Genomic DNA, 24841 nt, shown 5'->3' with positions numbered 1-24841 from the left:
AATAGATTATCGGTTATTTGTTATTTCCACTTCGCAATCGAAAACGGCCTTGCGCCACACGTCCCCGCCGGTTATCTCTATCTCCCTGCCGTAACGCGGTGCGGCGTTCCATATCCTGTCACTCTCCGTATCGCGGCTCGTCCGTATCCAGCGGAAATTGCCGTCGGGAATGAGCGATGTAATCTCTTCACCGCCCCTGTACACCCTGGCACGGAGTACCGTCGAGACGATTCCGTTGCGGAATGTCGTGCCGTTTTCAGACTCCACATAAACAGTATAGGAGGGAGATCCGTCGTAAAGTTTGAAAAAGGTATGGGTCGCACTGATTTTTTCATTACGGTATGTTGCCGTGTAGCGGAGGGTCAGCACGTCGCGCCCTTCCCAGCCATGAAACGGGGGTGTCATTTCAAATACGGCGGCATTGCATCCGGCATCTTTCCATATGCCGTCAACGGCAAGGTATTCCCACTGCCGACTTTCCGGCTCGAAATTGTATTCGGTCGCCACAAGCGGGATATTCTCCGGCTCGCATGCGCCTGAAAGCTCGTCCTTGAAATGGAACGCCGTGCCGCCTGTCAGGGAGACGGAACGGGGCTTGAGCAGTTCCTGCGCCTCCTCATCGAGGTCTTCCCAGCGGATGGTCACATCGCGCAGTTCGATGGTATCCTTGCCCCACTTGAACCGTCCCGAGGCGAAATGGCCCGTCCCGTCCGGATGGATGACGAAAGAACCGTCCCGTGAAACGATCGAGCCGTCTTCGTTCAGCCGCAACAGGGGATTCTGTATGGTACCCCCGATACCTCCCTTATTGAACCAGGCACCGTAATCGTCCGTGTAGGACAAGGCTTCATCGGTCGCCTGATAGGGGGTCACGTTCCTTCCGGCCTCCAATTGAGGGGCGGACAACGACAGGGGGACGGAAGCGGCAATGCCGAGACACATGACGGGGGAATCTGACCCGCGTATGAGGAACGGGACATTATAACGGACCCATCCTTTACCGGCAGCCACCGTCCGATCACCGACAAGATGTTCATCCTGATAGAACCGGATGGCTGCCGTATCTTCCGCTTTTATCCAGACTGAGAAACAATAACAGACTCCTGTATGAGCCTCCCGCCAGGCGGCACTTTGCGCACCAAGAAGACTGTCTCCGGCTATCCGTACACACCGCCCGAGTCCGGCGGGAGATGTTTCATCCAGCTCTTCCGAATGGCTGAACCGGCAGGACAGGCTGTCGGGTATGACATTCTTGTGGATTTTGCCCACATAAAACGTGCTTGAAAAACCGTTCTCGTCTCCCGCGGTAAGCGTGCCGGCTATATTGACATTGCGTGTGGCATAGAGATTCTGGAAATAGGCCCCGTAACCATCCAACATGCCGAAGACCGGATCGATGATGCCGCTGACCTTTCCCACACGGGCCTTGCTCGCCTCGCTGAAAGCGGATACGGAGGCAAGACGAACAATGTTCAGGTCGGCGACCTCGCACCAGTCCCCCTCGGAGGCCAGGCTTGATGTCAGGTCAAGAAACAGGCTCCGGCTGTACTGTGCCGGGTAATCCACGGTGATGACCCATAACTTGTACTTCCATTCCCGGCCGATGGAGATTTCATCTTCCGCATCCGTCTTTTCACGGTTCGTATAGCCGAATCGGATCGGTACGGAACCTGATGTTTTGGAAGACCTGACCTTGAACGATACCAGCAGGCGCTCCGGGTATCCGACCGGTTCTTCCAATGTCAGCATCAGCCCGAAGGAAGCGTTTCCTGCCGGTTCCGCGTTGCGGATAATGCGGACAATGCGTGTCGCTTCCGAATCGGCATCCAGATATTCCGTTTGCAGCATGCTGCCATAAACGGCGTACCTGGACTTGTCCGGCACTCCCGCCATGCCTCCGTCCATGACGGGATAGCACAGGGAGCGTTCGGTCGCCATGCCGTCGATGACATCCATATAGGGTGAATCGCTGTCAGAAGCCGTCAGGTACAAGGCGCCGCTACGTGCCGTATCGAACAGGTTGGTAATCCGCACGAAGTCCAGCAGTTCACCGCCCTGCGGTTCGTCCCCGTCCAGCAATGCCCCGATGAAATAAGGGGCGTCCTTGTCTCCGACAAGCTCCGTTCCGATTTCTGTCACGCACATCAGCGAATAGACGGTACGCTCCCGTTCGGCATATTGCCTGCGGATGATATCCCCGGCTTGCAGTCCCTGTGTCTTCTGCGAGTCGGGGGCAATACGGATCTTGTATGTCGGATAACGGAATACGGACATGGATTATGACAGTTTTTCCACGGTGTCTCCCGAACAGCTGTCGCTGATCCAGAAGGAACCGTTGGTTACCGAAGTCTTTTCGACCTCGAACTCATAGGCGCGGAACTTACGGCGGGCCACCACCTCGTCGAATGTGGCGGAGACGCCTCCTGTCGTCCGGTTCCGGCGGACAGCCCATCCGCTTCCGGAAAGGCCCGGGGAAAAGAACTCCGAAGAGAGCGACCCGGTAAAGACGCTGTTTCCGTAATGCCGGATACCGTCCTCCACCGCTTGCAGGCGTAACGCCTCTGTCAAGTATAGGATTCTGTCAGTAATCCGGGTGGGCGACGCATGGATTCCGATATGCCCGGCTGCTTCCAACGGAACAGCGACCGTAACGAAATCGGCATCGGTGCGGATATGGAACGATTCGCTGTGACGGTTCTGCGGGGCATAACAGCTCACGGACGGACGGTGTGAAAAATCCGTGCTGTGAGGGATAGCCGTCCTTACGTCCTCTTCCTCGTAGATTACCTCGGAAGAAAGCGATACGCGCTCCCTGTCGCCTGTGAACATAAATCCCTCTGCTGTGCCCATCCGCAAGCGCTTGTGGATAACGATACCTTCATCGGAAGTGTCTACCCGGTATGAGGAGAGCAGGTCGGCGCCGTAGTTGTGGCGGACAGTCAGCGAGCCCGGAAAACAAGCCTTTCCGTAAGGGGAAAGCATCAGACACTCGCCGTCCACGTCCGATATGCCGGAGAACAGGCGTATCTTCGGGGTATGGTCGCCGCCTAAAAGAAGGTCACCGCCGATACTCCCGAACTGTATCTTGTCCTTGTCGGTACAGAGCAGTACGGGAACATCTCCGATCCGGATGCCGAATCCGTCCAGGAACGAGAGGAACCCGCCGAGCGCGACATCCTCTTCCGAAAACGAAAGCAGACATTTCCCTTTGTCGCCCAGTTCCACGCCTTGCAAGGCTTTCAGTCCGCCATCCATGACCGTACTCCCTCGCACCGTCAGATTCCGTCTCACCATGCCGTCCCGCATCGTCCAATCCACCGTGTCCGTATTGGCGTTGCCACGATGATAGACATCCTGCCCGCCCACGGCCAGCCGTGTCGGGGAGATGGATATTCCTGTATCCTCGTCCCCGATAATCCATGCCCCTTTGGAATGTACCGTCGCATCCAGAAAGTCTATATGGGAAGCGTTGATTGTAGCGGTGGCCTTGTCCGCGTCGTAACGGAGCAACTGCCTGCCGCCGATATGCAGGCTGTCGCCCCCGACTTTCAGGTTGCCGGTAATCCTGATACCGTACTCGATGGCAGTTACCACACCTTCCGGATCGGTAATGTCCTGCGAATAGGTTTCCAGGATACGGGTGTTTCCAATGCCGGCTTCGAAACCGTAATTGGCACTGAGCTTGCCGGTCATGTCACCGCCCGATTTCTTCAGGTAATCCAACAGCAAGCCACCGCTTCCGGAACCGCCTTCTCCCGTAACGGCTCCGGCAATGGCGGATGCAAAACCGTAAGCGGTATTCTTCAGTCTCAGGCTGGTCTCGTCGCCTTCCTCGATGCCGTAAGGATGCTCGTCGTCCTTTTTCTGCTGGGCATTGAAAAAGTTATGGTACAGCTGTGCATAGATGGAATAGCACAGGCTCTCCTTGTCGAGGGTTTCTATATCGGGATGCAGTTGTACGCTCATTTGGTATAGCTGGTCTTGGAAAGAAATTTCTGGATACGTGATGTCAGCGAGATGAAGTTCGGCATATTGATCGGCGACATCGTGCCCATCAGTGTGGGAGTCATGATTTTCGAACATTCCGTCAGGAAGTCGAGCATCAGCCGGGCAAGCTCATTACCCAGAACCAGCGGCTCGGTGGCATTCTCGTCACCGAGCGTCACCTTGTTGTCGGCAACGGCAACGGTCGTGGAATTGACCTTTTGTACCACTTTATCTGCTGTCTGTCTGACTTCAGACTTGTCCACCGTATGCGTGATGCTTTCCGCATCGATAACGGTTGTCGCTTCCTTGTCCTTGTCATTCCTGACGGTTGTTGTGACGGCAGTCGGCGTATAGTGGGTGGAGGTCTCGTTACCGGTGGTTTCCAGTTCGTCGTAGTCCGGGGAAGAGTCGTTTTCCGGATCCAGTTCCTCCATTTCGGTCACGCCGATGACGGTTTCCGTGCGGGCATTGAGCCGCAGGATATCCACATGGGAGAAGTTAACCACATAGGCATAACGGGTGGCGGCATCCATGAAGATGGTCACGTCGGAAAAAAGTGCGGGGACGATCAGGAAGCCGCCTTCGCTGTTGGTGGCGGCCGAGAGCAACACGCCTTTATGGATAACAGGTTCGGCGGAGGCCGTCTCGTCCGGGTACTCGCCGACATCAATGGTACCGCCGTAGTCGGAAAACTCCTCGTCCGAGGGGTTGTCGTGTATCTTGGCTACATAGCCGTGTATCATGCGGGCCGTACCGATACCGGACATGCCTCCGGGAGCCAGATTGATACGCTCCATACTCCGTCCCAAGGCTATCTTGCGGATAGCCTCACGGATAAGCAACTGGTTGGATTTGTCTGAAGACATGAGTTTTTTGAAAGAATAGGAGGAGCATAGTTTATTGGTTGCCAATTATTTTGTACTTTTGCAAAGACAATGATATTACTTATGAAACAAGAAATTTTAGAATCCTATATTACATATATATTTGATTTCTTTCAAAAATCAAGATGCTTTAAAGCCGGGCAAGGTAACATGCTCAGAAATTTTAGATTTGCAGCTGAAAAGCAATTTACTCGTAATCAATTGGGTATATTGTATTTCCTGGTAAATACCCTCATTGATAATGGCTATCTCTACTTAAAAGATAGAGATTTTATAGCTCTTACGGAGAATGGTGCCGATGTTATAAATGGGGGAGAGTGTGTTATTCCTAAAATTTCCCTTGAGCGGACAATTTATGAAAAAGAGACCAGTAGATCAGATATATATGAACAGCTTTGGAATATTATCGGATCGAACAAAGAAAATGATTATGCGCCGCTGTATGTAGATGGACCATTGTTTTATAATACAATCAGGCCATATTTAACAACATTGTCGTTACCTCATACATATGGGGAATATATGGCAGAATTGCGGGAAAAGGAAGAATTTACATCAAGAATTAAATGGTATAGGACTTTATTTTTAGCTCTTGATGAGAATGATGTACAAAAATTCCTCAAAGATTTGTCTATCAAAATAAACAGGCTGCTGCTAATGAATACTCCAAAAGATGCGATACAAGAAGCTTTGAATCCTTGGGCAGATGTAGACATTCCTACAATCGATAATACGCCTCTGCCTGAAATTCTCAATAAAGTGGCGGAAGAACCAATTGTGAATAAAAACAAGCCGTTTGTGTTGATTTCGTATGCGTGGGAGGTAGAAGACAATGTCTTTATGAATTGGATTCAAACTTTCGCCAAAGATTTGCGAAGACGAGGGATTGATGCTCAAATAGACCAGTATCAACCTCATGGAACTGACTTGCCTAAATTTATGCTTGAAAGCATCCGTAAGGCAACTAAAGTTCTGTGCATTCTGACTCCAAAGTATAAAGAGAAAGCTGAATCCGGTAAAGGAGGTGCCGCTTATGAAGGGGGTATAATATCACATGAAATATATAACAATCAGGGAACCACTAAATTTATACCGGTTGTACGCAAAGGGTCTTTTGAAACTTCGACACCGGATTTCATTAGTGGAAGAAAAGGTTTTGATTGCTCTACTGACGATAAATACAATAGCGAACTTCCGAATATTATCAAGGTAATAAACGAAGAACCATTGATAGAAATTCCTCCTGTTGAATAACGGTAAATCTTATTTCCTAATTTTATACGGAATACTCAGTTGTTGCCTGTATCCACCCACCCCGAAAGTAGTCGTTACCTCTTCCACGAGGTATACGCCGTTCTTGGAAGGATTACGGTAGTCGATCAGTTCCACCTGTACGGCAGGAGACAGTCCGAAATCCCCGAATACTGTCACATTGCCGGTGATTCCGTTCAGATTGTAATTCCGAAAGTATTCCGTCGTCTCTTCTACAAGCCGGTCGGAATTGATTCCGACATGAGGTGACATATATGGTACGATGGTATATGTGGATAAATCCACCTTGGTCCTGGTCTTCGCTCCTGATGCCGTCGTGTTGCCCGTTACTTTGTGCGTCTTTTTTGAAATCTGCGTGGCATTGACCGTCTGAAACTCCTTGCTGCCCGGCGTCGCCGGGTCGTATTCAGGATTCATGCGTACTGTCACCTCAAAGAATTTTTCATCCGTCCCGAGTGCCTTGCCCGTCACCGCCAAAAACTTCGGATCGGTCTTGACCACTTTCAGGTTGCTCTGCGCCACATGCTCGTTGAAGTATATCCTGTACGGTCCTGTCGATTCATCCTCCGGGAATACCGGCTGAGCCTTGCTGGACGAATAAGGACGCCCGACGGCAATGGACGGTATGGCCCCGTCATCATCGGCATCGTATTTTAAAAAACAGTAGACCTTGTACTTCGACCATTCGGAAAGGATATCCGCTACCGTGAAGTTGTCCGTGACCTTTACCTTGCCGATATGTATCTCAAACCGCTTCGTATCCGAGTGTATCCTGAAGCCGGTATCTTTCAGGATATTATACTTGCCTTCCAGCACCTCGTTCACCGTCGTCCCTTTCGCCGGGGTCTCGAAATGAGGTGCCTGTTTCAGTTTGAGTTTGTAGGCCATATTCTCACACTGGATTTCCAGCGTGCTGTCCGAATTGTATCCGGTAATGTATCCGTCGAACATATTTTTCAGCACGCCGTTGTAGCCCAGCTTGATATTGATGCGCTGTCCGACCTTGAATGTCGTCTCGTCAACCAGACGCTGCGCGCTGCGTTTCTCGATGATGACACCGTCCTGCATCACCTCCGTCGTTATCCTCGACACGTCCTTGCCCTCCAATGTCACGTTCCCGATAATCGTGGAGCGGCATACCGACCCTTTCGGGAATATCACTTTGGCCGTTCCGATCAGCTTCTTGTAACTCTCGTTGATTTCGAGCGACTGGACTTCCGTAATCTCCACGCCGTTCTGTATCCTCATCGGATTGGATGGGTCGGCATCCCCGATGGTGATGCGACAGCAGAGGATATCCATTGCAGCTATACCCATAAACGTGTCAGTTTAAGCAACGAGGCGGGGTCGATGACCTCCGTACCGAATTTAACATACTTGATCCACTTGTTCGTGTGCTTGATGGCCGTGTCCACCTTTTCCTGTTCCGCCAGTTTCAGTTCCACGGCTTCCGATGGCTCCACGGCGACACAGTTCAGCGAATACGGCTGCACGTTCCGGCAATCCGTAGGCTGTAAGGTATAGCCCTGTATAATCAACCGTGAAATGTTGAACTGGCGCAATACCGTGTTGTCGCAATCGATGACACCCTTGTATTGTACCAGCCTGATAAACTTGGACACTTCCGCCTCGGGATACACGTCCGGGTATTTGGAGGTGATCTTGCCGTTGATGGTAATCTCGAGGTCACCCCCGGATATATATTCCTTGCGGGTATAGTCCCGCCCCTGTACCCGGGTCAGCAGGATATTGTTCCGGCTGCTGACCTGTACCTGCGGTCCCAGGTCCACGAATGTCACCAGTCCATACCGGCTGTTCGGCAAAACCTTGCACTCGCTGTTGTCATAATACTTCCCCTCCTCTGATATGGACAGTTCCAGAAAATCCGCCACTGTCCGGCCGACGATGGAATCGATATGGTTTTTCTTCTGCGCCACCGCCTGCTGTTCCCTGATGAGCTGGTAGTACTGTCCGGTCTTGTTCGCAAGGCTGGACTGCGACTGTGTCTGAAGATATTTGTCCCGCACCTGCTGTTCCCAGTATTTGAGGTATCGGGGATAGGAACGTAGCAACCCGTAAGCCGTCTGCGAGGCAACCTGTATGGCTGCCCGTTTGAGCAGGTCATGGTGCCTGGAGAAGTAATGTACCTGCCCGTCCTGCAATTCGGCAAGCCCCATGCCCAACGCCAGACGCGTGGCGTTGCTGATGTATCCGCCAAGCGAACCGTGGTTGAGTATGCCTCCGCTCAACAAAGTCGAGGCCGCGATTTGTATCAGTCTTCCCATAATCCTTTCATTTTATGCGTTCCAGGAGGCATCGAAGTCATGCACGACATCGATGAGCGCCTGTGCCAGTTGTTCTTTCAGGTTCTGTATCTCTTCCGTCTGCCCCTCCTTCGACTTCATCAGGTCGATGGTCCTGACACTGAGCAGGCTCTCTATGTTCACGATGACCTGTTTAGGTGCCGCCGAGGACAACCGCCCCGTGCCGGAATAGTTGCCGCCGGCCCCTCCGTCATCCAGATGCGTGTTGGTAATCGGGTTGACAGCAAACGGACGTGTATCGTTGGAATCCGGTTCGTTGCCGTACTGGTCGGGAGTGAAGCCCGCCACGCGGAGGATGTTCTCGGCTGCCTCCGCCGAACCTCCGAAAGTCTGCCGGAGCGATGAAAAGAACTTCACGAGTGTCGTATGTGCCAGCTTGCGATGCGCGATGTTGTCTATACGCTGCGCATCGGTGGCGTTCTGCCCCAGTGCCCGCTGTTTCCATAGCCCGTTTTCGTCCTGCTCGAATCCCCAGGCCCTGAACTGGTCAAAGTCGAACCCTCCCTTACGCATCAGCTCATGCGCATTGGCGGCACTCGATATGGCATTCCGATAAGCGGTGGCGGCACGCACAATCTCCGGAACGGTCTGCGTGTTCATGTACCGGGCATAGTCGTATGTGCGGGCGGCAACCGCTTCCGACCTGTCCCCGATATCATTCACATAGACGGCCTTGCCATCCTGCATACGCCACAAAGACTTGTCGAGATCCTTCTCCTGTTGCCCGAAACGCTCCTTTACCGTCTTGAGGAAAGCGTCCACTTCCAATACCGTACCCATCTTCCCGAACTCGGCGTACGCGGCATCGATACGTGTCTGGCTGTCGCGTTTGGCAAGGGTGACAAGCGCATCCCTTATGTCATCCTGACGGGCTTTGTCCATGTTATACACATGGTCTCGCGATACCATCCCCTCAGATGAAGCGATGGCAAATTCCCCCAAGAACCCGGCCCACCAGTTGGATGTGAAGGCTCCGATTTTATGTCCCGAAGCCTCTTCGATACTTTTGCCGGCAACGACCTCGTCCACGGCACGCTTTGTCTTGACAGCCATGTTATAGGTCTCGCTCAGGGAGGAGTAAAGTGCCTCTATGGACGGATAACGGTACTTGCGGTTCGATTCGATCTCTTCCAGTACGGCATCCTTCGCCTCCTTTATCTTCCAGGTCTTGTAAGCCACCCATCCCAAAGTCCCGACCAATGCGGCTATACCTGCCGTGGCGGCAACCGCGCCTGTACTGATGGCACTCAACGAGGCGGCAGCACCGGTCAGTCCGCTGCCGGTAGCCACCTGTGTGGCAAACAGCGACTGCAGGACTCCTTTGGCTCCGATGACACCGCCCCCGGCCATCAAGGCGCGGTTCATCGCTCCCCGTCCCGCCACGCCTGCGGACTGCATGGCCGACACGATGGCCCGCTTCTGGGCAAACGAAACCTTACCGATACCACCCGCCCCCAGCAGCCCCTGCACGGCACTGATTGATGTCGTGGCCGCAGACTGTTTGCCGATAAACCCCATGGCGATGCCGATATTCGTCAGGGCTCCCGCCACCTTGAACAGCCGGGTCGCAACAACGCCTGTAAAGACAAGCGGTTCTATCCAATGGAAATTGCGGGTCACCCATGCGCCGATATTGCCGATCACGGTGAAGATGTCCAACAAGGCATTCCCGATGGACACCAGGCCACGGGTAAATTCCGGAGCCTTGAACTTTGCCAGAAAAGTGCGGAGCACAGTGCGGATAGAGGGTTCCAACACCTCGTATGCCTGCATGAACCCTTCGGTCAGCTGGGAGGTCACCTGCGCCCACAATCCCTTGGTCGTATTCTGCTTTACCAATGCCAGTTCTGAGGAAACGCCCTGGGACCCCCGGTTATATGAAGTCAGTTCTCGTAGTTTGTCGTAGTTCTTCAGGAACATCATCGCCGCGTTACCGCCAATTTTCCCGAAGATTGCCTGGACATCCGCCATCGACGCGCCCTTCTTGTTCAATTCCTCGAAAATGTCCGCTATAGGACGGAGTTTCTCGACCTGCACCCCCTCGATGTCGCGCATTTCCGTGAACCGGATGCCCAGGCGGTCCAGAACTTCCTGTGCCTCCTTGGTAGGTTTGGCAAAACGTGTGGAAAGAGCACGCAACGAGGTTCCCGCCAGCGTTCCCTTCAGACCCATATTGCCCAAAAGACCGATGGCGGCACTGCTTTCCGTGAAGTCCACGCCCGCCATACGCAGGTAACCGGCAGCCATCTTGTATGACTCCGCCATCTCCACGATATTCACATTCGAGCGGGAAATGGTGGAGGAGATAATGTCCGCCACGCTGTCCATGCTGTCGTTATGGATATCATAACCGGCCATGATGTTCGTGGCCAGGTCGGCGATATACGACACGTCGTTGTCACCGATAAGTGCCAGGTTCGTGATCGGGCGGATGGACTTGTTGATTGTCTCGATATTCATGCCCGCCATCGACAGGTATTTGACGGCACCGGCAATCTCCACGGCTGTGTATTTCGTGTCGATGCCGATTTTACGGACATGACGGGCCATACTGTCAAAACGGGTCTCGAATGTCTTGAGGTCGCTGTCCGCCACACGGAGGATGGAATGTGCCGATTCCATGATGTTGGAATAGTCGATGGCCTTCGTCAGTTCCGAACGGATCAGGCTGTAACCCATATAGGCATTGAGCATCGAAGCGAACGGGAGGTTCCTGAGTGACGGCGCTTTCGAATACTGGATACGGTTGATGGCGGCACGGCGTTTACTGCGGTAGAGCGTACCGGCTGCAGTATGTTCCCGCTGCATGAGCCTGACGGACTGCATCGCATTGCGCTGTTCCTGCCGTCTTGCAGCCTGCTCGGCCTTTATACGTTCCGTTTCTGCCTTACGGCGTGCCTGTTCTGCCTGCCGGCGTATTTTCTCCGCAGCACGGGCGGCATTCTTGCACTCCCGTTCTTTAGCCCGCGCTTCATCGGCACGCCGCTTTTCCGCCGCGGCGGTTTCTGCCAGAGCCGCCTTACGGCGCTGGTCTGCGGTAAAGAGCTCCTCCGCGTGGACCAGTTTCTGGCGATGCAGCTGCTGTCCTGCATAAAGCCGTTCCATCAGTTTTTGCCGGGCCTTTTCGGGCATTACGAAGGCCTGCGGAGCATATGGCACCGGAACGGAAGGTGTGAGTCCTTCGGATGGTATGCCTCCCTGCATGTTGAAAGAAATGACAGAAGCACTTTTGATACGACCCAATAGGGAAAGTATCTGCTGCAACCTGTTTTCCGCCGTCCCGGTCTTGATTTGCAGTTCCCGGTCACGTTCCATGGAAACCAGGGCGGAGTTGATTTTCCCGATGGCTTTGGTAATGCGTTTCTGCGCGTCTGCCATCGTGCCAACGGACGAGGCGGCATTCTTTTCGATCTCCGCTTTGCGTATCTCGGCAGCCTTTTTCTCGTAAAGGCTTTTGGCGTTGGCCTTGATTTTCTTGCTGTCCAAAGCCTGACCGGCATTGATGGTCAGGCTGATGCCTTTGGAAAGCGTGGAAATATCCGTGAGTAACCCCTTGATACGTTCCAGCTTCTCTTCGCTTTTTTTCGTATCGATGGTCAGGCGGTAATCGAAATTACGTTTCTTGCCGTTCTTGGTGCGGAACACGCGGTCTATCTCGTCCATCATATTCTTGATGTTCGTGACGGCCGGAGTCAGGGACGCTTTCGCCTGTACCAGCTTGCCTACCGCCTCACCGAAGGCGATAACCTGCTTGGTGCCCTGAGAGGCATCCACGTTGATGGAGTAGTTGACCTGATAGTTCTGTTCCTGAGCCATGGTAATGGGTACTGCGTTAAAAGAATAGTCTTTCCGCAAGGGCGGAGATTATGAAACGAAGGCCGCCGCAAACCGGAAGCTTACGGCGGCAGGTCAAGGAGTCCTCTCCGGCAATGACATCGGAACGGGCATACGGCTGATGAGCATCTGCTCGTGCAGCCACAACGCCTCTTCGGAAAGCATCGCGAACTCCTCGTCGGAAATCGTGTCGAGGTTGACGCCGGGAAAGTAGTGGCGGACATAGATCATCCGCTGGCGGATGCGCTGCTCGTCGGTCACTACCCACCGGCTTATAAGTTTACCAGGACACTCTGGCGGGTGGTGATCAGCTCGGAAAGCTGTCCCATCAGACCGAACAGGAAGAGCGACTCGTCGTCCACGAGTTCCTTATCTCCGTCCACGAAGCAGTCGCGGGCCAACGTGCGCATGGCGATTACCTCGTCCTTTTTGGAAGCGGCCATGAATTTGCTGAACTGCGGAAAGCTCGGTTCGGACATGTAGGCCACATAAATCTCTTTCTCGCCGTTTGCGGTGTCTCCGAAAACGACCATCGGACAAATCTTGCGGAGTTTCTTCTCCTCTTTCAGTTTGAGGGCTTTTTCCTTGATCTTGATCTCCTGTTCCAATGAAAGCATTTTTTCGTCCATATCGAATTTGTTTTGATTCACCGAAAGAGTAGGACAAAGAATCGTGGAAAGGTTGAAGACACGGTTCTTATTCACTTGTAATCCATATGTTATACAAAAAACTTCTTTGCTCCTGATATTCCCAGATCAGTCTTTAAAGGAAATTTCGCTGAATATATTTCATATATTTCTTTGATATATAGTATATAATCGTTAATTTTGCATATTCTCAAACATAAATGATTATGTGCAAAATAGATGATTTTATAGATGTGACAAGCCGGTACATCGCTGAATTGCTTGATTTGAGGGCGGACATCAGGCCGGTCGAAAAGGATGTCTTGCATACATTCCCAGCCAATATTACTGCCGGTTATACATTTTGTACGGCTAACTTGTTGGGGCATGACGTAGTTCTTCTGTATAGTGCAGACAGTTCTGCATATACTCCGGGGCAGATGCGGAAACAAAAAGAACTGGTTGAGCGAAAAGCCCAATGCCCGGTAATATTTGTATTGCGTACAGTGGCGGCCTATAATGTACGGCGTCTTGTCAGACATCGTGTAAATTTCATCATACCGCAAAAGCAAATGTTCATACCGGATTTGTTGATAGATTTGAAACCGCATAAAAATAATATCGGGGGAGGTGAAGAAACGCAGATTCCTGCAATTGCCCAATGCATAATCCTTTATCATCTTGAAGTAAAGTCTCTCGAAGGGAAAGGAACTTATGATATTGCAGATCTTTTCAACGTGTCGTATGCCAATGTAAACCGGGCGGTCAGATGGCTGAAAGATAAAGAAGTTATCGCTTTATCCGGCGGCAAGACAAAGAGTATGATATTTCAGTTCAAAAAGCGTGAATTATGGGACAGGATGTTGCCGTTCCTGGCAAACCCCATCGAGCGGATTGTATATACCGATAGTCTGCCTGATGAAGTATTTTGTATTAGTGGAGTAAATGCCTTGTCGGAATATTCAATGCTGAACAAGGAAAAAAATGACACTTATGCCATTGCAAAAGAAGAAGCTCGACGGTTGCAAATCCGGACAGACAAGGAATATGGCGAGACCCGCATAGAGATATGGCGTTACAATCCATGTTTTTTCTCAAAAAACGGCATTGTAGACAAATTGTCTTTATTTCTGGCCATGAAGGATATGGATGATGAACGCATTCAAATAGAATTGGAAACTATGATAAATAATATGATATGGTAAGAGGAATTGATAAATTCAGGGAGTTTTTCACCGGATATGAAGGAAACTATGTCATCATAGGTGGTACTGCCTGTGAAATGTATGAAGAAATATATGCACAAACTCCAAGGGCGACCAAGGACATAGACATTATACTGATTGTGGAGGCGCTGTCTTCGGATTTTGCTGCAAAATTCTGGGAGTTTGTAAAAACCGCAGGGTACAGACAAAGGAATAAGGGAACCGGGAACGGGGAATGCAGGCATGAATATTACAGGTTCAAGGAACCGGGAAATCCGGATTTCCCGTATCAGATAGAACTCTTTTCACGAAATATCGGGGTTGTCAAATTCCCGGACGATGCCCACATTACCCCCATTCCGGTTGATGATGACCTGTCAAGTCTGTCAGCCATTTTGATGGATGATGACTATTATAATTATACCATTGAACACAGCACGTTGGAGGAGGGCGTACATATTGCGAACATTGAAAGTCTTATCTGTCTGAAATGCAGGGCCTATTTAGAAATGACCGAGCGGAAAAGCAATGGAGAACAAGTGGACAGCAAACATATCGTCAAGCACAAGAAAGATGTATTCCGGCTGGTTGCCATGCTTGCTCCTGCCGACACCTACGAAGTTCCTGATTCGCTTAAACAAGATGTTGACAGGTTTTGCCTGGCTGTCAAAGAAGAAGTGCCAAACTCTGATTTTTTCAAATCGGCAGGACTTAAAAGCATTTCCGGAGAACAGTTATTGGAACAACTTGAAGCCAATTTCATAACACAACAATGAGAATCCAATACGCATCCGACCTGCATCTCGAGTTTCGGGAGAACAGCAGTTTTTTGAAGCACAACCCGCTGGCTGTTGCCGGAGAAGTGCTTGTCCTTGCCGGAGATATAGGATATATCGGAGATGAGAACTACTCCAGACATCCGTTCTGGGACTGGGCTTCCGGAAATTACAGCCGGGTCATCGTGGTTCCCGGAAACCACGAGTTTTACAAGATGTTCGACATAGACAAGCTGTATAACGGCTGGTCGCTCAAAATCAGGGAAAACATCACCTGCCACTATAATGCCGTTATCCCATTGGGTAACGATATAGAATTGATCGCTACCACACTGTGGTCACATATCCTGTTGCAGGATGCCTATGAAACTGAGGCAGCCATCACAGATTTCCGCAGGATGCGTTACGGCAGCGAACCGCTGGACTGGACAAGGTTCAATGACGAACATTCGCGCTGTTTCCGTTTTCTGGAACAGAGCGTAAAACAAAGTACTGCCAGACATCTCATTGTCGCCACTCATCATGTACCGTCATTCGAACTGATGGCGCCGGAGTTCAAGGGCAGTCCGCTCAATGGGGCATTTACCGTGGAGCTTGGCGGTTTCATTGCAGACAGTCCGATTGAATACTGGATATATGGCCACTCGCACCGCAATATCAATAAGGTCATCGGAAACACCCGGTGCATATGCAACCAGTTGGGCTATGTGTTCAGTAACGAGCATACGTCATTCGATAAGGAAGCGCATATTTCGATTTAAGTCTGCCATACATAAATCCCGTCTGTCAGCCAAGGTCAATATCCGGCAAACAGACGGGTTATTATGTAACAAATTTATGGTTGACTATTGAAGTCGTGGCTTCACCAACTTCCCGTCGATACCGCATGTTTCCAGAACCGCGGTATTTTCTTTGTTGAAGGCGATCAGGCATGACGGCGCTCCGGCCGTACCACCCTGTTCCCCCGTAACATGGTAAAAACTGAGCCGTCCCTTGATAAAGAGTATTGAATCGGCGTTTGGGAATATCAGTTCGTGGAACAGGCGCGTGTCCGTGCGGGCAAAAGTGAGCGCGACGGCATTCCTGTGTTCGACACACCTGCGGATAAACCGGACAATCAGTGCAGTGTCATAGGGAGGATTGCAGAACACACGTCCGAACCAGGGTTGTTGCAGGCCGTCATCCTCAATGGTATAGTGATGTCGCGCCGTATCCCATGGGCGGTTTACGGGCGAACACGGATCCAAATCGAACGGCCCCAGCCTCCGAAGCAGGCAGGGAGGCGTGAGCCATTCGTTCTTTCCGGTAGAAGATTTCCCCTCGAAAGTTACATCCATGACAGCTTAGATTGTATCACCCGAGCCGATTTGGATATCGAACGGGTTGAGATCGAATTCATGGGTGATATTGGTATCATCCTGCTGTGACTCGAGACAATCCTCCGTGAAGATGCAACCTTTGAGCGTTACGGTCGTCGTTGTCCAGTCCTCGCCGGCCATCGGGTTGGCAAAGCTGATAATCAGGTCGAACTCGCCGATTTCGAGCAGCGAGCCGTACACCGAACGCAACAGCTGTTGCGTGGCATAGTCCATCGTGATGCTCGCCGTATAGGTAATGTTCCCGAACCCCCTCGACACCGGCCGTCCTCCCATGCCGTAGTTACTTTCGACCTTGCGCTTCTTCGACCATTTGATGGCCGACACGCCTTCAAGGGTCGTGGAACCTTCATCGATTCCCAGGGCGGTCGATGACAGGGTTATCATCGACCACGAGTATGCTACATTGTTGATTATTGCCATATGCTATGTCTTATTTGCGGTTAATGACAGTCCTTCCTCTACATAAATCTTCACGGCCACGCCCACCGGGACAAGGACATAGGAGATGCGCAGCGTGTCGTCCACCAACACGTTCTGGTTCGGGTCGATAGTGACGGCGTATCCTGAAATTTCCTGCGCCGCCTGCATCTTGGCCAGTATATCCCCGATGAGTGTCTTGAAAGCTGTAATCTTCGACGGGGCGAGGAACCCGGTTGAAGGATTGACCATCAGCGGTGAGTTCACATACGGCAGCAGGGCTGCACGCACGGCACGGCGGCTCTTGTTGATGGTGCGGTTCCGGGCAATGGTACGGAAATCCCCATGTGAGCATGTCTGGTCTTTCGAGATGTAGATCCCGTTCTCGCGGCCGGCATACTTGATGGGAAAAATATACCCCTTATCGTCGAGTTCGTCCAGCAGTGACGGGGAGAGTGACTCGTACCGGTTCAGGCTGAGGAAGTTCTCCTCTGCCTCGTCGAGGTTGATGTCCCCGAACCCCAACTCTATTTCCTGGAAATCGTCCGCGAAGAGATTGAACTGCTTGACCCATGCGATGGATTCGTGCACGTTGGCCTTTGCTATGGCTCCCATAACCGCTCCCAAAAATCCCACGGGCGTATGGTTCCTGTTGCACATCTGCATCGTGGAGATCTTTTCGTGATGCGCCTGGCCGAATATACAGCTGATACGGCTTGATTCACAGATGCATGAAGGTATTTTATTCAGGTCAATCTGACGCCCCTCAGTCGTATCCGCCCCCGTATTGGAAGGATTGGCGGAAAGGATGAGCGAGAGCGGCTGGTTCTGCTCCGCAAGCCCCACGGCCACGTCGTTGAGCCCCTTTACCAGATTGAGGTTGTATTGTTCCGATGCGCCGTTCGCTTTCCACAGCGGCTGTTCCGTCCATATGCCTATCTGGTTGATCATACCCCCGGCAGCACGCTGCATGATTTCCAGCGCATCCCAGTTCGCCGAACAGTCCGCGAGCATCACGTAGAGTTTTCCTGAACCGCCCGGATTGCCGGACATGCGGAAAAATTCACGGATATGGTATGCCGGGATGCCGTGCAGGAAATTGACATTCATCTCCTCCTCGTCGGTTGCCTCCACACGTTCGATGATACCGAAGTCGTTCACGGCGGACTTGAACGAGGTGATGTAGCAGACATCGCCAGGCTTGAGCCTGGTCTCATTGGTTTTACCATACCCCTCCGTGAAAAGCGTCGGCTGGAGGGACACGTCGAACAGCAGTCCCGTCACCTTCTCGCCCGACGAGCCGGTATCGTAAGGAATATTGCCGTCCACATCCTTGATAAATACATTACCGAGTGCCATTATGATTTCTTTTTAAGTTCGTTGTAGAAAGGATTCCTGTAGAGTACGGCCTTGCCCCTGATGGCGGCCGCCGTGTCCGGCGCATAGGTTCCTCCGTGCGTGTCGATGTACAGCGACGGATATGCCGGGAACTTTTTCAACAGGGACAGGATGTGAGGCTCTGTCGTCTCCTCCGACCCTGCATTCCCTTTCCCCGCGGTCTTGGCCGGCAGCCTGTCTTCAGTCTCGCCGCCTGTCCCGAGGTTTTCCGATGCCGTTTCCGGAACGGGCACCGCCTGAGCCTCCGGTGCAGGAATATTATTGTTGTCTGTCTGCGGAGTTTCCTCCGTGTTGATTTTCTTTGCCATAACAGTAGAATGAAAATGGGGAACGGGGCCTTGCCTCCGCTCCCCGGGTGGATATTGAGAATGAAGAAAGGTGTGTTATTCGCTCTTCTTGTAGGCGGTATGGACCACGATCTCCGCCGGGCGGACGATGTTCACGTCCATTTTCATGCGCATCTGGAAAAAGAACAGCTCGGAGTTGGCCTGCAGACGGTCGATTTTCAGGATGTCCGTGTCGTTCGCGTAATCCACCCCCATCCACAGGTTGGAGTCCATGCCGGTGGAGAACTCGCCGAGCACCATCGTGTGTTCGGGGATTCCCACGACCGGGACGATGCGCTTGCCCTTGAAGCGATAGCGGTTGACCTCGGTATTCTCGGAATACTTGACCTGCTTGTCCGAGATATATTGGTCATACGCGTCCCAGGCGTCCCATCCGACCACAAAGGTCAGAGATGTCTTCTTTCGGATCTGCTTCGGACATTTCCTCCACATCGCATAGAGCGCCGCCTCCACCGCGGCCCCGTCCGTCAGCTCGGTCGTTCCCGAAATGATGCACTGCCCTCCGGCAACCACCTCGGCATCGGAGGAGTTCACATTGTCGAGGATCCGTTTGATGACCCCGTCAAAATATTTCTCCTTGTTGGCTCCGATTTTCGTGCAGCCTTCCGGTGCGGTAATCTTGGCCACCGTCTCTCCTCCGCGGGCGGAAGTCCAGATGGCGTTTCCGATATACTCGTTTTTCTTGTCCATAAGGAGACGGAGCATCGTCGCCTGGATTTTCGGGTCGAGCTCGCGGAACACGAGATTGCCTTCCGGCTGCGCGAAACGCCAGTACTTCTCGTAGTCCCTCGGGTTAAACTCGAGATAGACCATAAAATCGGACGGCTCAAGATGGCGTTCGGTGAACTGGTACTCGTTCGTGCCGTCATCGCCCTTGGCTCCGTGGATGGGTTGTGGGGTCGGCACGTTGTCCTGGATAATGTTGCCCAGCTTGATGGCAGGAAGCGTATAGCGGTGCTGGATGCCCGTCTTGATATGAATCAGTCCCTCGCGGACTGTATCATTGCCCTGCACGGTATAGGTCAGCAAGTCCTCAAGTACTTCGCCGCTATACCCGTTTTGAAGAAAGTTTACTGTATCAGCCATTGTCGTTTTAAGTTTTCCGTTGAAGAATGAAACTCGGCCGACTGGCGGATACCTGCTGTTTCCGCGCGAGACACTGCGGTCTCCGGCATGTCAGTTAAAATCGGGCGGACGCCCGCGGATAGTCTGTCAGAGCTTTCGGAACTTGAAATCCGCACCGACCACTTCCGCCACCTTCTCGGCCATCAGCTGTTCGGCGGTCTTTGTCGCTTCCGCCGTGGCCTGGATGTTGGCAGGGTCATCGGCGATTTCCTTCGAGATTTTCTCCCGCGCGGGAATGGAAGCCAGCGTGCTTTCCGCCAACTCGAAGTTGGAACCGGCCATCTCCACCCACTGCGTTTTCGCCTCACGGTCAATCTTGCCTTCTGCAATGGCATTCTCCACCAATGTCTCGATACGGGAAGCCTGCTCGTCCTTCTCTTTCTGCTCGTAGGCGGAAAGGCGTGCCGTCGCTGCGGCCAGGTCTGTCTGCAAGTTCCGGATGGAGGCGTCTTTTCCGGCGATGACGGTCTGCGCGTCGCTCAGTGATTTCTGTATTTCTCTGTATTTGGGTTCCATCGCGGCCAGTTCAGAGATACGTGCCATCACGTCCTTGACCTCACCGTCCTTCATGCCCAGCGAGGCTGCAATCGCCCCGTACTCAAAGCCTTGTGTCTTGTTTTCGTTTGCCATATCGTTTTCCGTTTCTGTAAGAGTAGGTTCAATGCCTTTGAAAGGTTTATTTCCCGCGCTGACACGGCTCATCAGTTCCTGGATGGCGGCCGTATCGGTCAATCCTTCTATCTCGTCATGCACTTTACGGCAAAGCTGCTTCGAGGTATGGATGACATGCTCCGCAGGTATGATGCCGGCCTTGACGGCAGCCTGTGCGTCGAAATAGGTCCCGTCCTTTCCTGCCTGTCCGTCCATGATGGCCCGCACATGCTCCGCTTTCAGGCCGAACCGTTTCCGGTAAATCGTCTCGATCTGTTTGGTAAAAGCCGTTACCATGTCCGACGGTTCCCCTCCGTCATCGTCCGGCAACATCGGGTTATGAATCATCAGTATGGCATAATCACGCATGAGAGAACGCTTGCCCGCCGCCCAGATGATGGAGGCCATCGATGCCGCGACCCCTTCGATGATACATTCCGTATCCACCGTGGCATTGGCGATGGTGGAATAGGTGGACATGCCGTAAAGGACACTGCCGCCCTCCGAGTTGATCAACACGCGGATACAGGAGGGACGGATGATATTTTCCAAAAAGTCGAACTCGTCATTGAAACGTGAGGTCGTCTCTTCCGTCACGCGACCGAAGAAACGGATAACAGCCGGCTGGCCTGCCTTCGCCTCTCCGACGACATATTGAAGTGTGTTCATATCCATATGCAAGGGTTATTTGAACAAGAGTAGGCGGTGGAAAAAGAAAAGGTTTTGCACTGCTATTTATGGAAGTGGAAATATGAGAATCCATCCATTTATGGAAATGCGATTATCTTTACAGTATAATAGATTGTTCAAATTACAGACCGGTTGCAACTATTTGTATCAAGACCGGCATGCTGAACATTCTAAATTCAGCAAGTACAGAAAATGTATCATGAGTCTTGTATTATCTGCTGATTCATGTCTGTTTATACGCAGTGCGGATAAATCTCCTGCATGGATTTCAATTTTCCGATCCGGTATCCGAAAAACCAGATACTTCGTCATGTTCCGGACGCGGATGGAAGCCGTGTCCGCCGCTGTCATGTTGCGGCGCATCGCTGTGTTGGGTGAACGGGGGCATGACCACATACCTTTTTACCCAGTCCCTGTATTTCCACGCGGAAGATTCCCTGAACCATACCTCGTAGTCTATCCAGTACGCCTGCAACATATTGGTTGAAAGCGGCATGTCGAAATAGGTCAGGTTGCACCGCTCGCTCAGCGCCGGCTCATGGTTCTTGGCATCCTGTATGGCTACATTGAGCCGCTGGAAGACCAGAAACGCCTCGCATTCCTTGTCTTCGTCCGCATTGTTGAGCGTATTCAGGATAAACCGCACGCGCATGGTGGCGCGTCCCTCACCGATACGCTGTTGCTGTACCAGGTACCTCACGTTGATAAAGTGGATGAACACGGCAGGGAACACAGTCTCATACTCCGTGTTATCGTCACGGACAATGCGGGCGAACTGGCCGTTGTCGATAGCGACGGTTTTGAACAGGGGCGGCGACAACGGGTCGTCCGGATTCTCCCGCAGGGTCAGGACAGCCCGCTTAACGGCCCGGTATATCTCCACGAAAGGGTTCGCGGAAACTTCTTCAGGCAGGCTCTCCGCCGGTGCCGACGGTTGTGCGGGCTGTGGTGCTGGGTGTTTGTCTTTTATCATAACGGCTGGTGTGGAAATCCTTTAAAAATCATATCTATGAAATGGGCGGCGATATAGTCGTCCGTCTTCGGTGAGAATCCGATGAACTGCCGGTGTACGGGACGGCGCGTGGAATACTGGTTTACCGTGTACAGCCCGAACTTCGGATCGGTATTGTGTATGGCGGCATAATGCCCGTAACGCTCCTTGCTGCGTCCCCGCTTGCCCTTGACTGGAAAGCTCTTTTCCGTAGTCCACATGCAATACCTGGCGCCTTTCCGGAAGATGCGCGTACGGTCCGAACGCCGTCCCACTATGTCTGTCCGGCCGGCTTCCGACTGTATGCTCCGGGCCAGAGTCCCCGTATCGTTCATGAGAGGATGGGTGAACCTCTTTCCCCATTTGGAGGTACGAGGCGCCCATTTGCTACCGTTGAATCCCCCCGAAGCGAATGAGGACACGAACTGCTGCCTGGTATAGTCACCGGCAGCAGTTGCGAAGTCGAATACGTTGAACTCCAGCCGGCTGGCCATGACGCGCGTACTGGTCCTGCTTACCCAGTGGCTGCAAAACTCATCAAGCGTTATCTTGGGCATAGGCGAACTTTCCTTTAATGCGTTTCACAATATCATTCATGTAACCCGGAAGCGGGACGGAGAAATAGCGGTGCGCATCGGAAAAGATACGCCCGCCGGTTGCCAGGCTCTCCCGGAAGACCGGATCCACCTTTTCCAGATAGTCTCCCTTATCCGGCAAAGCCGCCCGGACAGCGGCGAACCCCTCCGCGACCAGAAAGCAGCGGCATCCCCATTCGATCGGCGGTATCAGCTCCGGAGGAAACTCGGATTTGCGGAAGGAAATCCCTTCCAATGAAAGATGCCAGGCACGTACCCGTTCATCGCCTTGTGTCATGTAGGTAAGCACGGTATCCATATCCACCGCCATCCACCATGCGGCCATCGAGGCCGCGAAGAATACCTGGTTGTTCTCTTCCTCCGCATGGACGAGGTTATACCTGCGGCATATCTTTTCGTATGCTTCCATGTCCTGTTCATCCGCTGTCTCGGGCAGTTCCCCGAGCATGGCATACTCCTCTGCCGCGGCAAAATCCACCAGGTTGTCTATAGCTGCAATCAGGATGTCACGCTGCTGCCGTTCCCTCTCTGTTGTAAAGGAGTTGTGATTTTTCAGTATCTCCAATGCCCGGTCCATATCGATTCGCAGACCTGTCAGCGCACGGTCTATGAGGAAAGAGGCACGCAGGGTGATGATGTCCTCTATAATGTCGAGACGTTCCGCGCTGTTCTCCCAATAGAGGATCAGCCTGCGGAATGCATCGAAAATGACACGATACTCCTTTTCCGTATCGGATTCCGTGGTTGCAGATGCCCTGACAGCCCTGAACGGAGCGTTGTCCGGGAGCGGAAGACGGGCTTCTATTCCGCTCCCCGCAGAAAATTTCCGACCTTCGCCCCCCGGGGGCGTCCGTAACGCCGGAAATACTCCTCGTCCGACATGATGCCCCGGTCGTTGTGGCTGAGACCGGATGAGCCGCCTTCGGCTCCGAAACCTAATCCCGGGATAACATTGAGCTGCCGGCCCACATTGATACCGAACTCTTTCTCGATCTCATCGGCCGCCACTTCATATTTGTCCGTGATCAGCGAATAGAGCTTGATGCGGTCCTCGTTGCTCATCTCTATCCGGTTCGAATACCGGAACTCCAATCCTCCGGGGATATACCCGATAGCCACCAGGCGGGGGATTATCTCCTCGTTCATGACGTTTTCGATATACCGACGGTAGACTTCGATACGGTCGCGGAAAATGTCCTGGTGTGCTTTCGTGGAACCCACGTACGACTGCATCCCTCCGGCCATCGACTCGGAGCCGAGCACGAGGTTGGCAACTTCCTTGTTCACAAACTCGATAAGCCCGGTATATATCTTTTCCGAGTTGGACATGGTGAATGTCTTGATATCGACCTCGTCCTCAATGCCGGTAACCACCACCTTGTTCTGTGCCGCGTTGGCTATCTCGTTAGCCAGCCTCTTGCGGTCGGCGTTGCTCTCGCTGACCGTCTTTCCGTGGATAATCGGCTGTCCGTAAGTATGGGAAAAGTTCACATAGTTGGCCACCGTGAATTTCTTGGCCAGTATCAAAGGGGTCGTGGCGGAAAAAAGTCCCAAGTCGCCGGAGTTTACCAGTACATAACAACGGTAATATGCCGGGTCATGTAAATCCCAATGCGGCTCCCACAGTCCCTGCCGCTTCAGTACCGTTTTCTGGTCCGGCAACACATTACGCCGTTCGATGATGTTGACTTCCGCCAGCTTGTCCGTTCTGGGGTCAGTATGCGGCATGATTTCAAGCAGGGTGTACCCGTAGAGCTTGGATTCCACTATGCCCTTGATTATCTTGTCGAACTGCGAACCCTGTATCTTCAGGGAGTTCGCCACGTCCTTGATGTATTTTCCCTTTTCGTTTACACGGGCAAGCATATAGCGGTCGCCGAGAATCTGGCTTTCCAGTGTCTCGACAACGGAACGTATATGAGCGTCCTGTTGCAGGCAGGCTTCATACAGGTCAATGAGCCGGGCGCGGTCATCGAGAATATATCCCGAGCCGGTATCCTGACGGCATGAACGGTAGCGGTTGTTGCGCTCGATTTCGCGGACATACTCCTGAATTGTCTTTTTGGAGGTCTTAAAAATACTCTCCAAGAGTTCCCCGTTAAATGATTTGTCCGATGTAGCCATAATTTTTTTGTTTCTTGTTCAAAGAGTAGAGACAATCCTCAAGAGAGGTTTTTACGGCTAAAAGAATATATGGAGAACGGGACTCTTAATGCTTGATTTACAAACCGAAATATACAACTTAAATATATAGATATTTCGGTTTTATTTATGTTGTAAATATCTTATTATCAGTGATTAACAATTTATTAAAAGTGTAATTTATGTATATATTTATA

At 52.1% G+C, this 24841-nt stretch carries 22 protein-coding genes; 4 read left to right on the top strand and 18 right to left on the bottom strand.

Features of this window, described 5'->3' with window-relative positions; genetic code table 11:
- Positions 1-6: 6 nt before the first annotated feature.
- The 3 genes from H8S52_RS03240 to H8S52_RS03230 are packed head-to-tail and all read right to left on the bottom strand — an operon-like array spanning position 7 to position 4853.
- Positions 7-2274, bottom strand: a complete 2268-nt coding sequence (locus tag H8S52_RS03240; RefSeq protein ID WP_186909298.1) for a hypothetical protein — start codon at positions 2272-2274, stop codon at positions 7-9.
- Between the two features lie 3 nt (positions 2275-2277).
- Entirely contained in the window at positions 2278-3966 is a 1689-nt protein-coding gene (locus H8S52_RS03235; protein ID WP_004293591.1) for a hypothetical protein, read from the bottom strand.
- Positions 3963-4853, bottom strand: a complete 891-nt coding sequence (locus H8S52_RS03230) for a hypothetical protein (RefSeq protein ID WP_004293592.1) — start codon at positions 4851-4853, stop codon at positions 3963-3965. Before H8S52_RS03230 ends, H8S52_RS03235 begins: the two co-directional genes overlap by 4 nt.
- An 81-nt stretch (positions 4854-4934) precedes the next feature.
- Between H8S52_RS03230 and H8S52_RS03225 the strand changes: the two genes are divergently transcribed.
- Positions 4935-6125 carry a toll/interleukin-1 receptor domain-containing protein gene (locus H8S52_RS03225; RefSeq protein WP_224200102.1) on the top strand — a complete coding sequence of 397 codons (1191 nt, stop codon included), beginning with the start codon at positions 4935-4937 and terminating at the stop codon, positions 6123-6125.
- A 9-nt stretch (positions 6126-6134) separates the two neighbouring features.
- Here H8S52_RS03225 and H8S52_RS03220 read toward each other — a convergent pair whose 3' ends face one another.
- The 5 genes from H8S52_RS03220 to H8S52_RS03200 all read right to left on the bottom strand — a co-directional run bounded on the left by H8S52_RS03220 (position 6135) and on the right by H8S52_RS03200 (position 12930).
- On the bottom strand, positions 6135-7460 hold the full coding sequence (locus H8S52_RS03220) for a hypothetical protein (RefSeq protein WP_004293594.1): 1326 nt from the start codon (positions 7458-7460) through the stop codon (positions 6135-6137).
- On the bottom strand, positions 7451-8428 hold the full coding sequence (locus tag H8S52_RS03215; protein WP_004293595.1) for a DUF6046 domain-containing protein: 978 nt from the start codon (positions 8426-8428) through the stop codon (positions 7451-7453). The genes H8S52_RS03220 and H8S52_RS03215 overlap by 10 nt, the downstream gene beginning before the upstream one ends.
- 12 nt (positions 8429-8440) lie before the next feature.
- Positions 8441-12283 carry a phage tail tape measure protein gene (locus H8S52_RS03210; RefSeq protein ID WP_117513715.1) on the bottom strand — a complete coding sequence of 1281 codons (3843 nt, stop codon included), beginning with the start codon at positions 12281-12283 and terminating at the stop codon, positions 8441-8443.
- Positions 12284-12376: 93 nt separating this feature from the next.
- A complete protein-coding gene (locus H8S52_RS03205) occupies positions 12377-12562 on the bottom strand; it encodes a hypothetical protein (protein WP_004293597.1) in 186 nt (61 codons plus the stop codon).
- 11 nt (positions 12563-12573) lie between these two features.
- On the bottom strand, positions 12574-12930 hold the full coding sequence (locus H8S52_RS03200; RefSeq protein ID WP_008860783.1) for a hypothetical protein: 357 nt from the start codon (positions 12928-12930) through the stop codon (positions 12574-12576).
- A gap of 224 nt (positions 12931-13154) precedes the next feature.
- Here H8S52_RS03200 and H8S52_RS03195 point away from each other — a divergent pair, with 224 nt between their 5' ends.
- The 3 genes from H8S52_RS03195 to H8S52_RS03185 are packed head-to-tail and all read left to right on the top strand — an operon-like array spanning position 13155 to position 15669.
- Entirely contained in the window at positions 13155-14132 is a 978-nt protein-coding gene (locus H8S52_RS03195) for a hypothetical protein (protein WP_004303975.1), read from the top strand.
- Positions 14126-14908, top strand: a complete 783-nt coding sequence (locus tag H8S52_RS03190; RefSeq protein WP_117513717.1) for a hypothetical protein — start codon at positions 14126-14128, stop codon at positions 14906-14908. Before H8S52_RS03195 ends, H8S52_RS03190 begins: the two co-directional genes overlap by 7 nt.
- Positions 14905-15669 (top strand): metallophosphoesterase, encoded by a 765-nt coding sequence (locus H8S52_RS03185; protein ID WP_004293601.1) that lies wholly within the window; start codon positions 14905-14907, stop codon positions 15667-15669. Before H8S52_RS03190 ends, H8S52_RS03185 begins: the two co-directional genes overlap by 4 nt.
- An 84-nt stretch (positions 15670-15753) precedes the next feature.
- Here H8S52_RS03185 and H8S52_RS03180 read toward each other — a convergent pair whose 3' ends face one another.
- From H8S52_RS03180 to H8S52_RS03135, 10 genes are all read right to left on the bottom strand, one after another.
- Complete coding sequence (locus H8S52_RS03180; protein WP_004293602.1) at positions 15754-16245, bottom strand: DNA N-6-adenine-methyltransferase; 492 nt, start codon at positions 16243-16245, stop codon at positions 15754-15756.
- A 6-nt stretch (positions 16246-16251) separates the two neighbouring features.
- Positions 16252-16707 (bottom strand): hypothetical protein, encoded by a 456-nt coding sequence (locus H8S52_RS03175; protein WP_004293603.1) that lies wholly within the window; start codon positions 16705-16707, stop codon positions 16252-16254.
- A 3-nt stretch (positions 16708-16710) separates the two neighbouring features.
- Positions 16711-18063, bottom strand: a complete 1353-nt coding sequence (locus H8S52_RS03170; RefSeq protein ID WP_117513718.1) for a DUF2586 family protein — start codon at positions 18061-18063, stop codon at positions 16711-16713.
- Positions 18063-18410 carry a hypothetical protein gene (locus tag H8S52_RS03165; RefSeq protein WP_004293605.1) on the bottom strand — a complete coding sequence of 116 codons (348 nt, stop codon included), beginning with the start codon at positions 18408-18410 and terminating at the stop codon, positions 18063-18065. Before H8S52_RS03165 ends, H8S52_RS03170 begins: the two co-directional genes overlap by 1 nt.
- Positions 18411-18485: 75 nt before the next feature.
- Entirely contained in the window at positions 18486-19535 is a 1050-nt protein-coding gene (locus tag H8S52_RS03160; RefSeq protein WP_004293606.1) for a hypothetical protein, read from the bottom strand.
- A 126-nt stretch (positions 19536-19661) separates the two neighbouring features.
- On the bottom strand, positions 19662-20900 hold the full coding sequence (locus H8S52_RS03155) for an ATP-dependent Clp protease proteolytic subunit (RefSeq protein ID WP_004293607.1): 1239 nt from the start codon (positions 20898-20900) through the stop codon (positions 19662-19664).
- Positions 20901-21183: 283 nt separating this feature from the next.
- Positions 21184-21888, bottom strand: a complete 705-nt coding sequence (locus H8S52_RS03150) for a hypothetical protein (protein ID WP_004293608.1) — start codon at positions 21886-21888, stop codon at positions 21184-21186.
- Positions 21885-22463, bottom strand: a complete 579-nt coding sequence (locus H8S52_RS03145; RefSeq protein WP_008860784.1) for a hypothetical protein — start codon at positions 22461-22463, stop codon at positions 21885-21887. The genes H8S52_RS03150 and H8S52_RS03145 overlap by 4 nt, the downstream gene beginning before the upstream one ends.
- Positions 22444-23079 carry a phage minor head protein gene (locus H8S52_RS03140; RefSeq protein ID WP_008142943.1) on the bottom strand — a complete coding sequence of 212 codons (636 nt, stop codon included), beginning with the start codon at positions 23077-23079 and terminating at the stop codon, positions 22444-22446. The genes H8S52_RS03145 and H8S52_RS03140 overlap by 20 nt, the downstream gene beginning before the upstream one ends.
- Positions 23080-23303: 224 nt before the next feature.
- Positions 23304-24626 carry a DUF935 family protein gene (locus H8S52_RS03135; RefSeq protein ID WP_117513720.1) on the bottom strand — a complete coding sequence of 441 codons (1323 nt, stop codon included), beginning with the start codon at positions 24624-24626 and terminating at the stop codon, positions 23304-23306.
- Positions 24627-24841 lie beyond the last annotated feature (215 nt).

The organism is Bacteroides sp. NSJ-48 (assembly GCF_014287405.1).
Classification (GTDB): Bacteria; Bacteroidota; Bacteroidia; order Bacteroidales; family Bacteroidaceae; genus Bacteroides; species Bacteroides stercoris.
This window is presented reverse-complemented; position numbering and strand designations above follow the sequence as displayed.

Coding starts and splice junctions, on each gene's coding strand:
- H8S52_RS03190 (WP_117513717.1), top strand. CDS start 14,126: ATGGTAAGAGGAATTGATAAATTCAGGGAGTTTTTCACCGGATATGAA.
- H8S52_RS03210 (WP_117513715.1), bottom strand. CDS start 12,283: ATGGCTCAGGAACAGAACTATCAGGTCAACTACTCCATCAACGTGGAT.
- H8S52_RS03165 (WP_004293605.1), bottom strand. CDS start 18,410: ATGGCAAAGAAAATCAACACGGAGGAAACTCCGCAGACAGACAACAAT.
- H8S52_RS03230 (WP_004293592.1), bottom strand. CDS start 4,853: ATGTCTTCAGACAAATCCAACCAGTTGCTTATCCGTGAGGCTATCCGC.
- H8S52_RS03160 (WP_004293606.1), bottom strand. CDS start 19,535: ATGGCTGATACAGTAAACTTTCTTCAAAACGGGTATAGCGGCGAAGTA.
- H8S52_RS03215 (WP_004293595.1), bottom strand. CDS start 8,428: ATGGGAAGACTGATACAAATCGCGGCCTCGACTTTGTTGAGCGGAGGC.
- H8S52_RS03145 (WP_008860784.1), bottom strand. CDS start 22,463: ATGCCCAAGATAACGCTTGATGAGTTTTGCAGCCACTGGGTAAGCAGG.
- H8S52_RS03185 (WP_004293601.1), top strand. CDS start 14,905: ATGAGAATCCAATACGCATCCGACCTGCATCTCGAGTTTCGGGAGAAC.
- H8S52_RS03170 (WP_117513718.1), bottom strand. CDS start 18,063: ATGGCACTCGGTAATGTATTTATCAAGGATGTGGACGGCAATATTCCT.
- H8S52_RS03135 (WP_117513720.1), bottom strand. CDS start 24,626: ATGGCTACATCGGACAAATCATTTAACGGGGAACTCTTGGAGAGTATT.
- H8S52_RS03220 (WP_004293594.1), bottom strand. CDS start 7,460: ATGGGTATAGCTGCAATGGATATCCTCTGCTGTCGCATCACCATCGGG.
- H8S52_RS03240 (WP_186909298.1), bottom strand. CDS start 2,274: ATGTCCGTATTCCGTTATCCGACATACAAGATCCGTATTGCCCCCGAC.
- H8S52_RS03180 (WP_004293602.1), bottom strand. CDS start 16,245: ATGGATGTAACTTTCGAGGGGAAATCTTCTACCGGAAAGAACGAATGG.
- H8S52_RS03140 (WP_008142943.1), bottom strand. CDS start 23,079: ATGGACCGGGCATTGGAGATACTGAAAAATCACAACTCCTTTACAACA.
- H8S52_RS03150 (WP_004293608.1), bottom strand. CDS start 21,888: ATGATAAAAGACAAACACCCAGCACCACAGCCCGCACAACCGTCGGCA.
- H8S52_RS03200 (WP_008860783.1), bottom strand. CDS start 12,930: ATGGACGAAAAAATGCTTTCATTGGAACAGGAGATCAAGATCAAGGAA.
- H8S52_RS03155 (WP_004293607.1), bottom strand. CDS start 20,900: ATGGATATGAACACACTTCAATATGTCGTCGGAGAGGCGAAGGCAGGC.
- H8S52_RS03175 (WP_004293603.1), bottom strand. CDS start 16,707: ATGGCAATAATCAACAATGTAGCATACTCGTGGTCGATGATAACCCTG.
- H8S52_RS03225 (WP_224200102.1), top strand. CDS start 4,935: ATGAAACAAGAAATTTTAGAATCCTATATTACATATATATTTGATTTC.
- H8S52_RS03195 (WP_004303975.1), top strand. CDS start 13,155: ATGTGCAAAATAGATGATTTTATAGATGTGACAAGCCGGTACATCGCT.
- H8S52_RS03235 (WP_004293591.1), bottom strand. CDS start 3,966: ATGAGCGTACAACTGCATCCCGATATAGAAACCCTCGACAAGGAGAGC.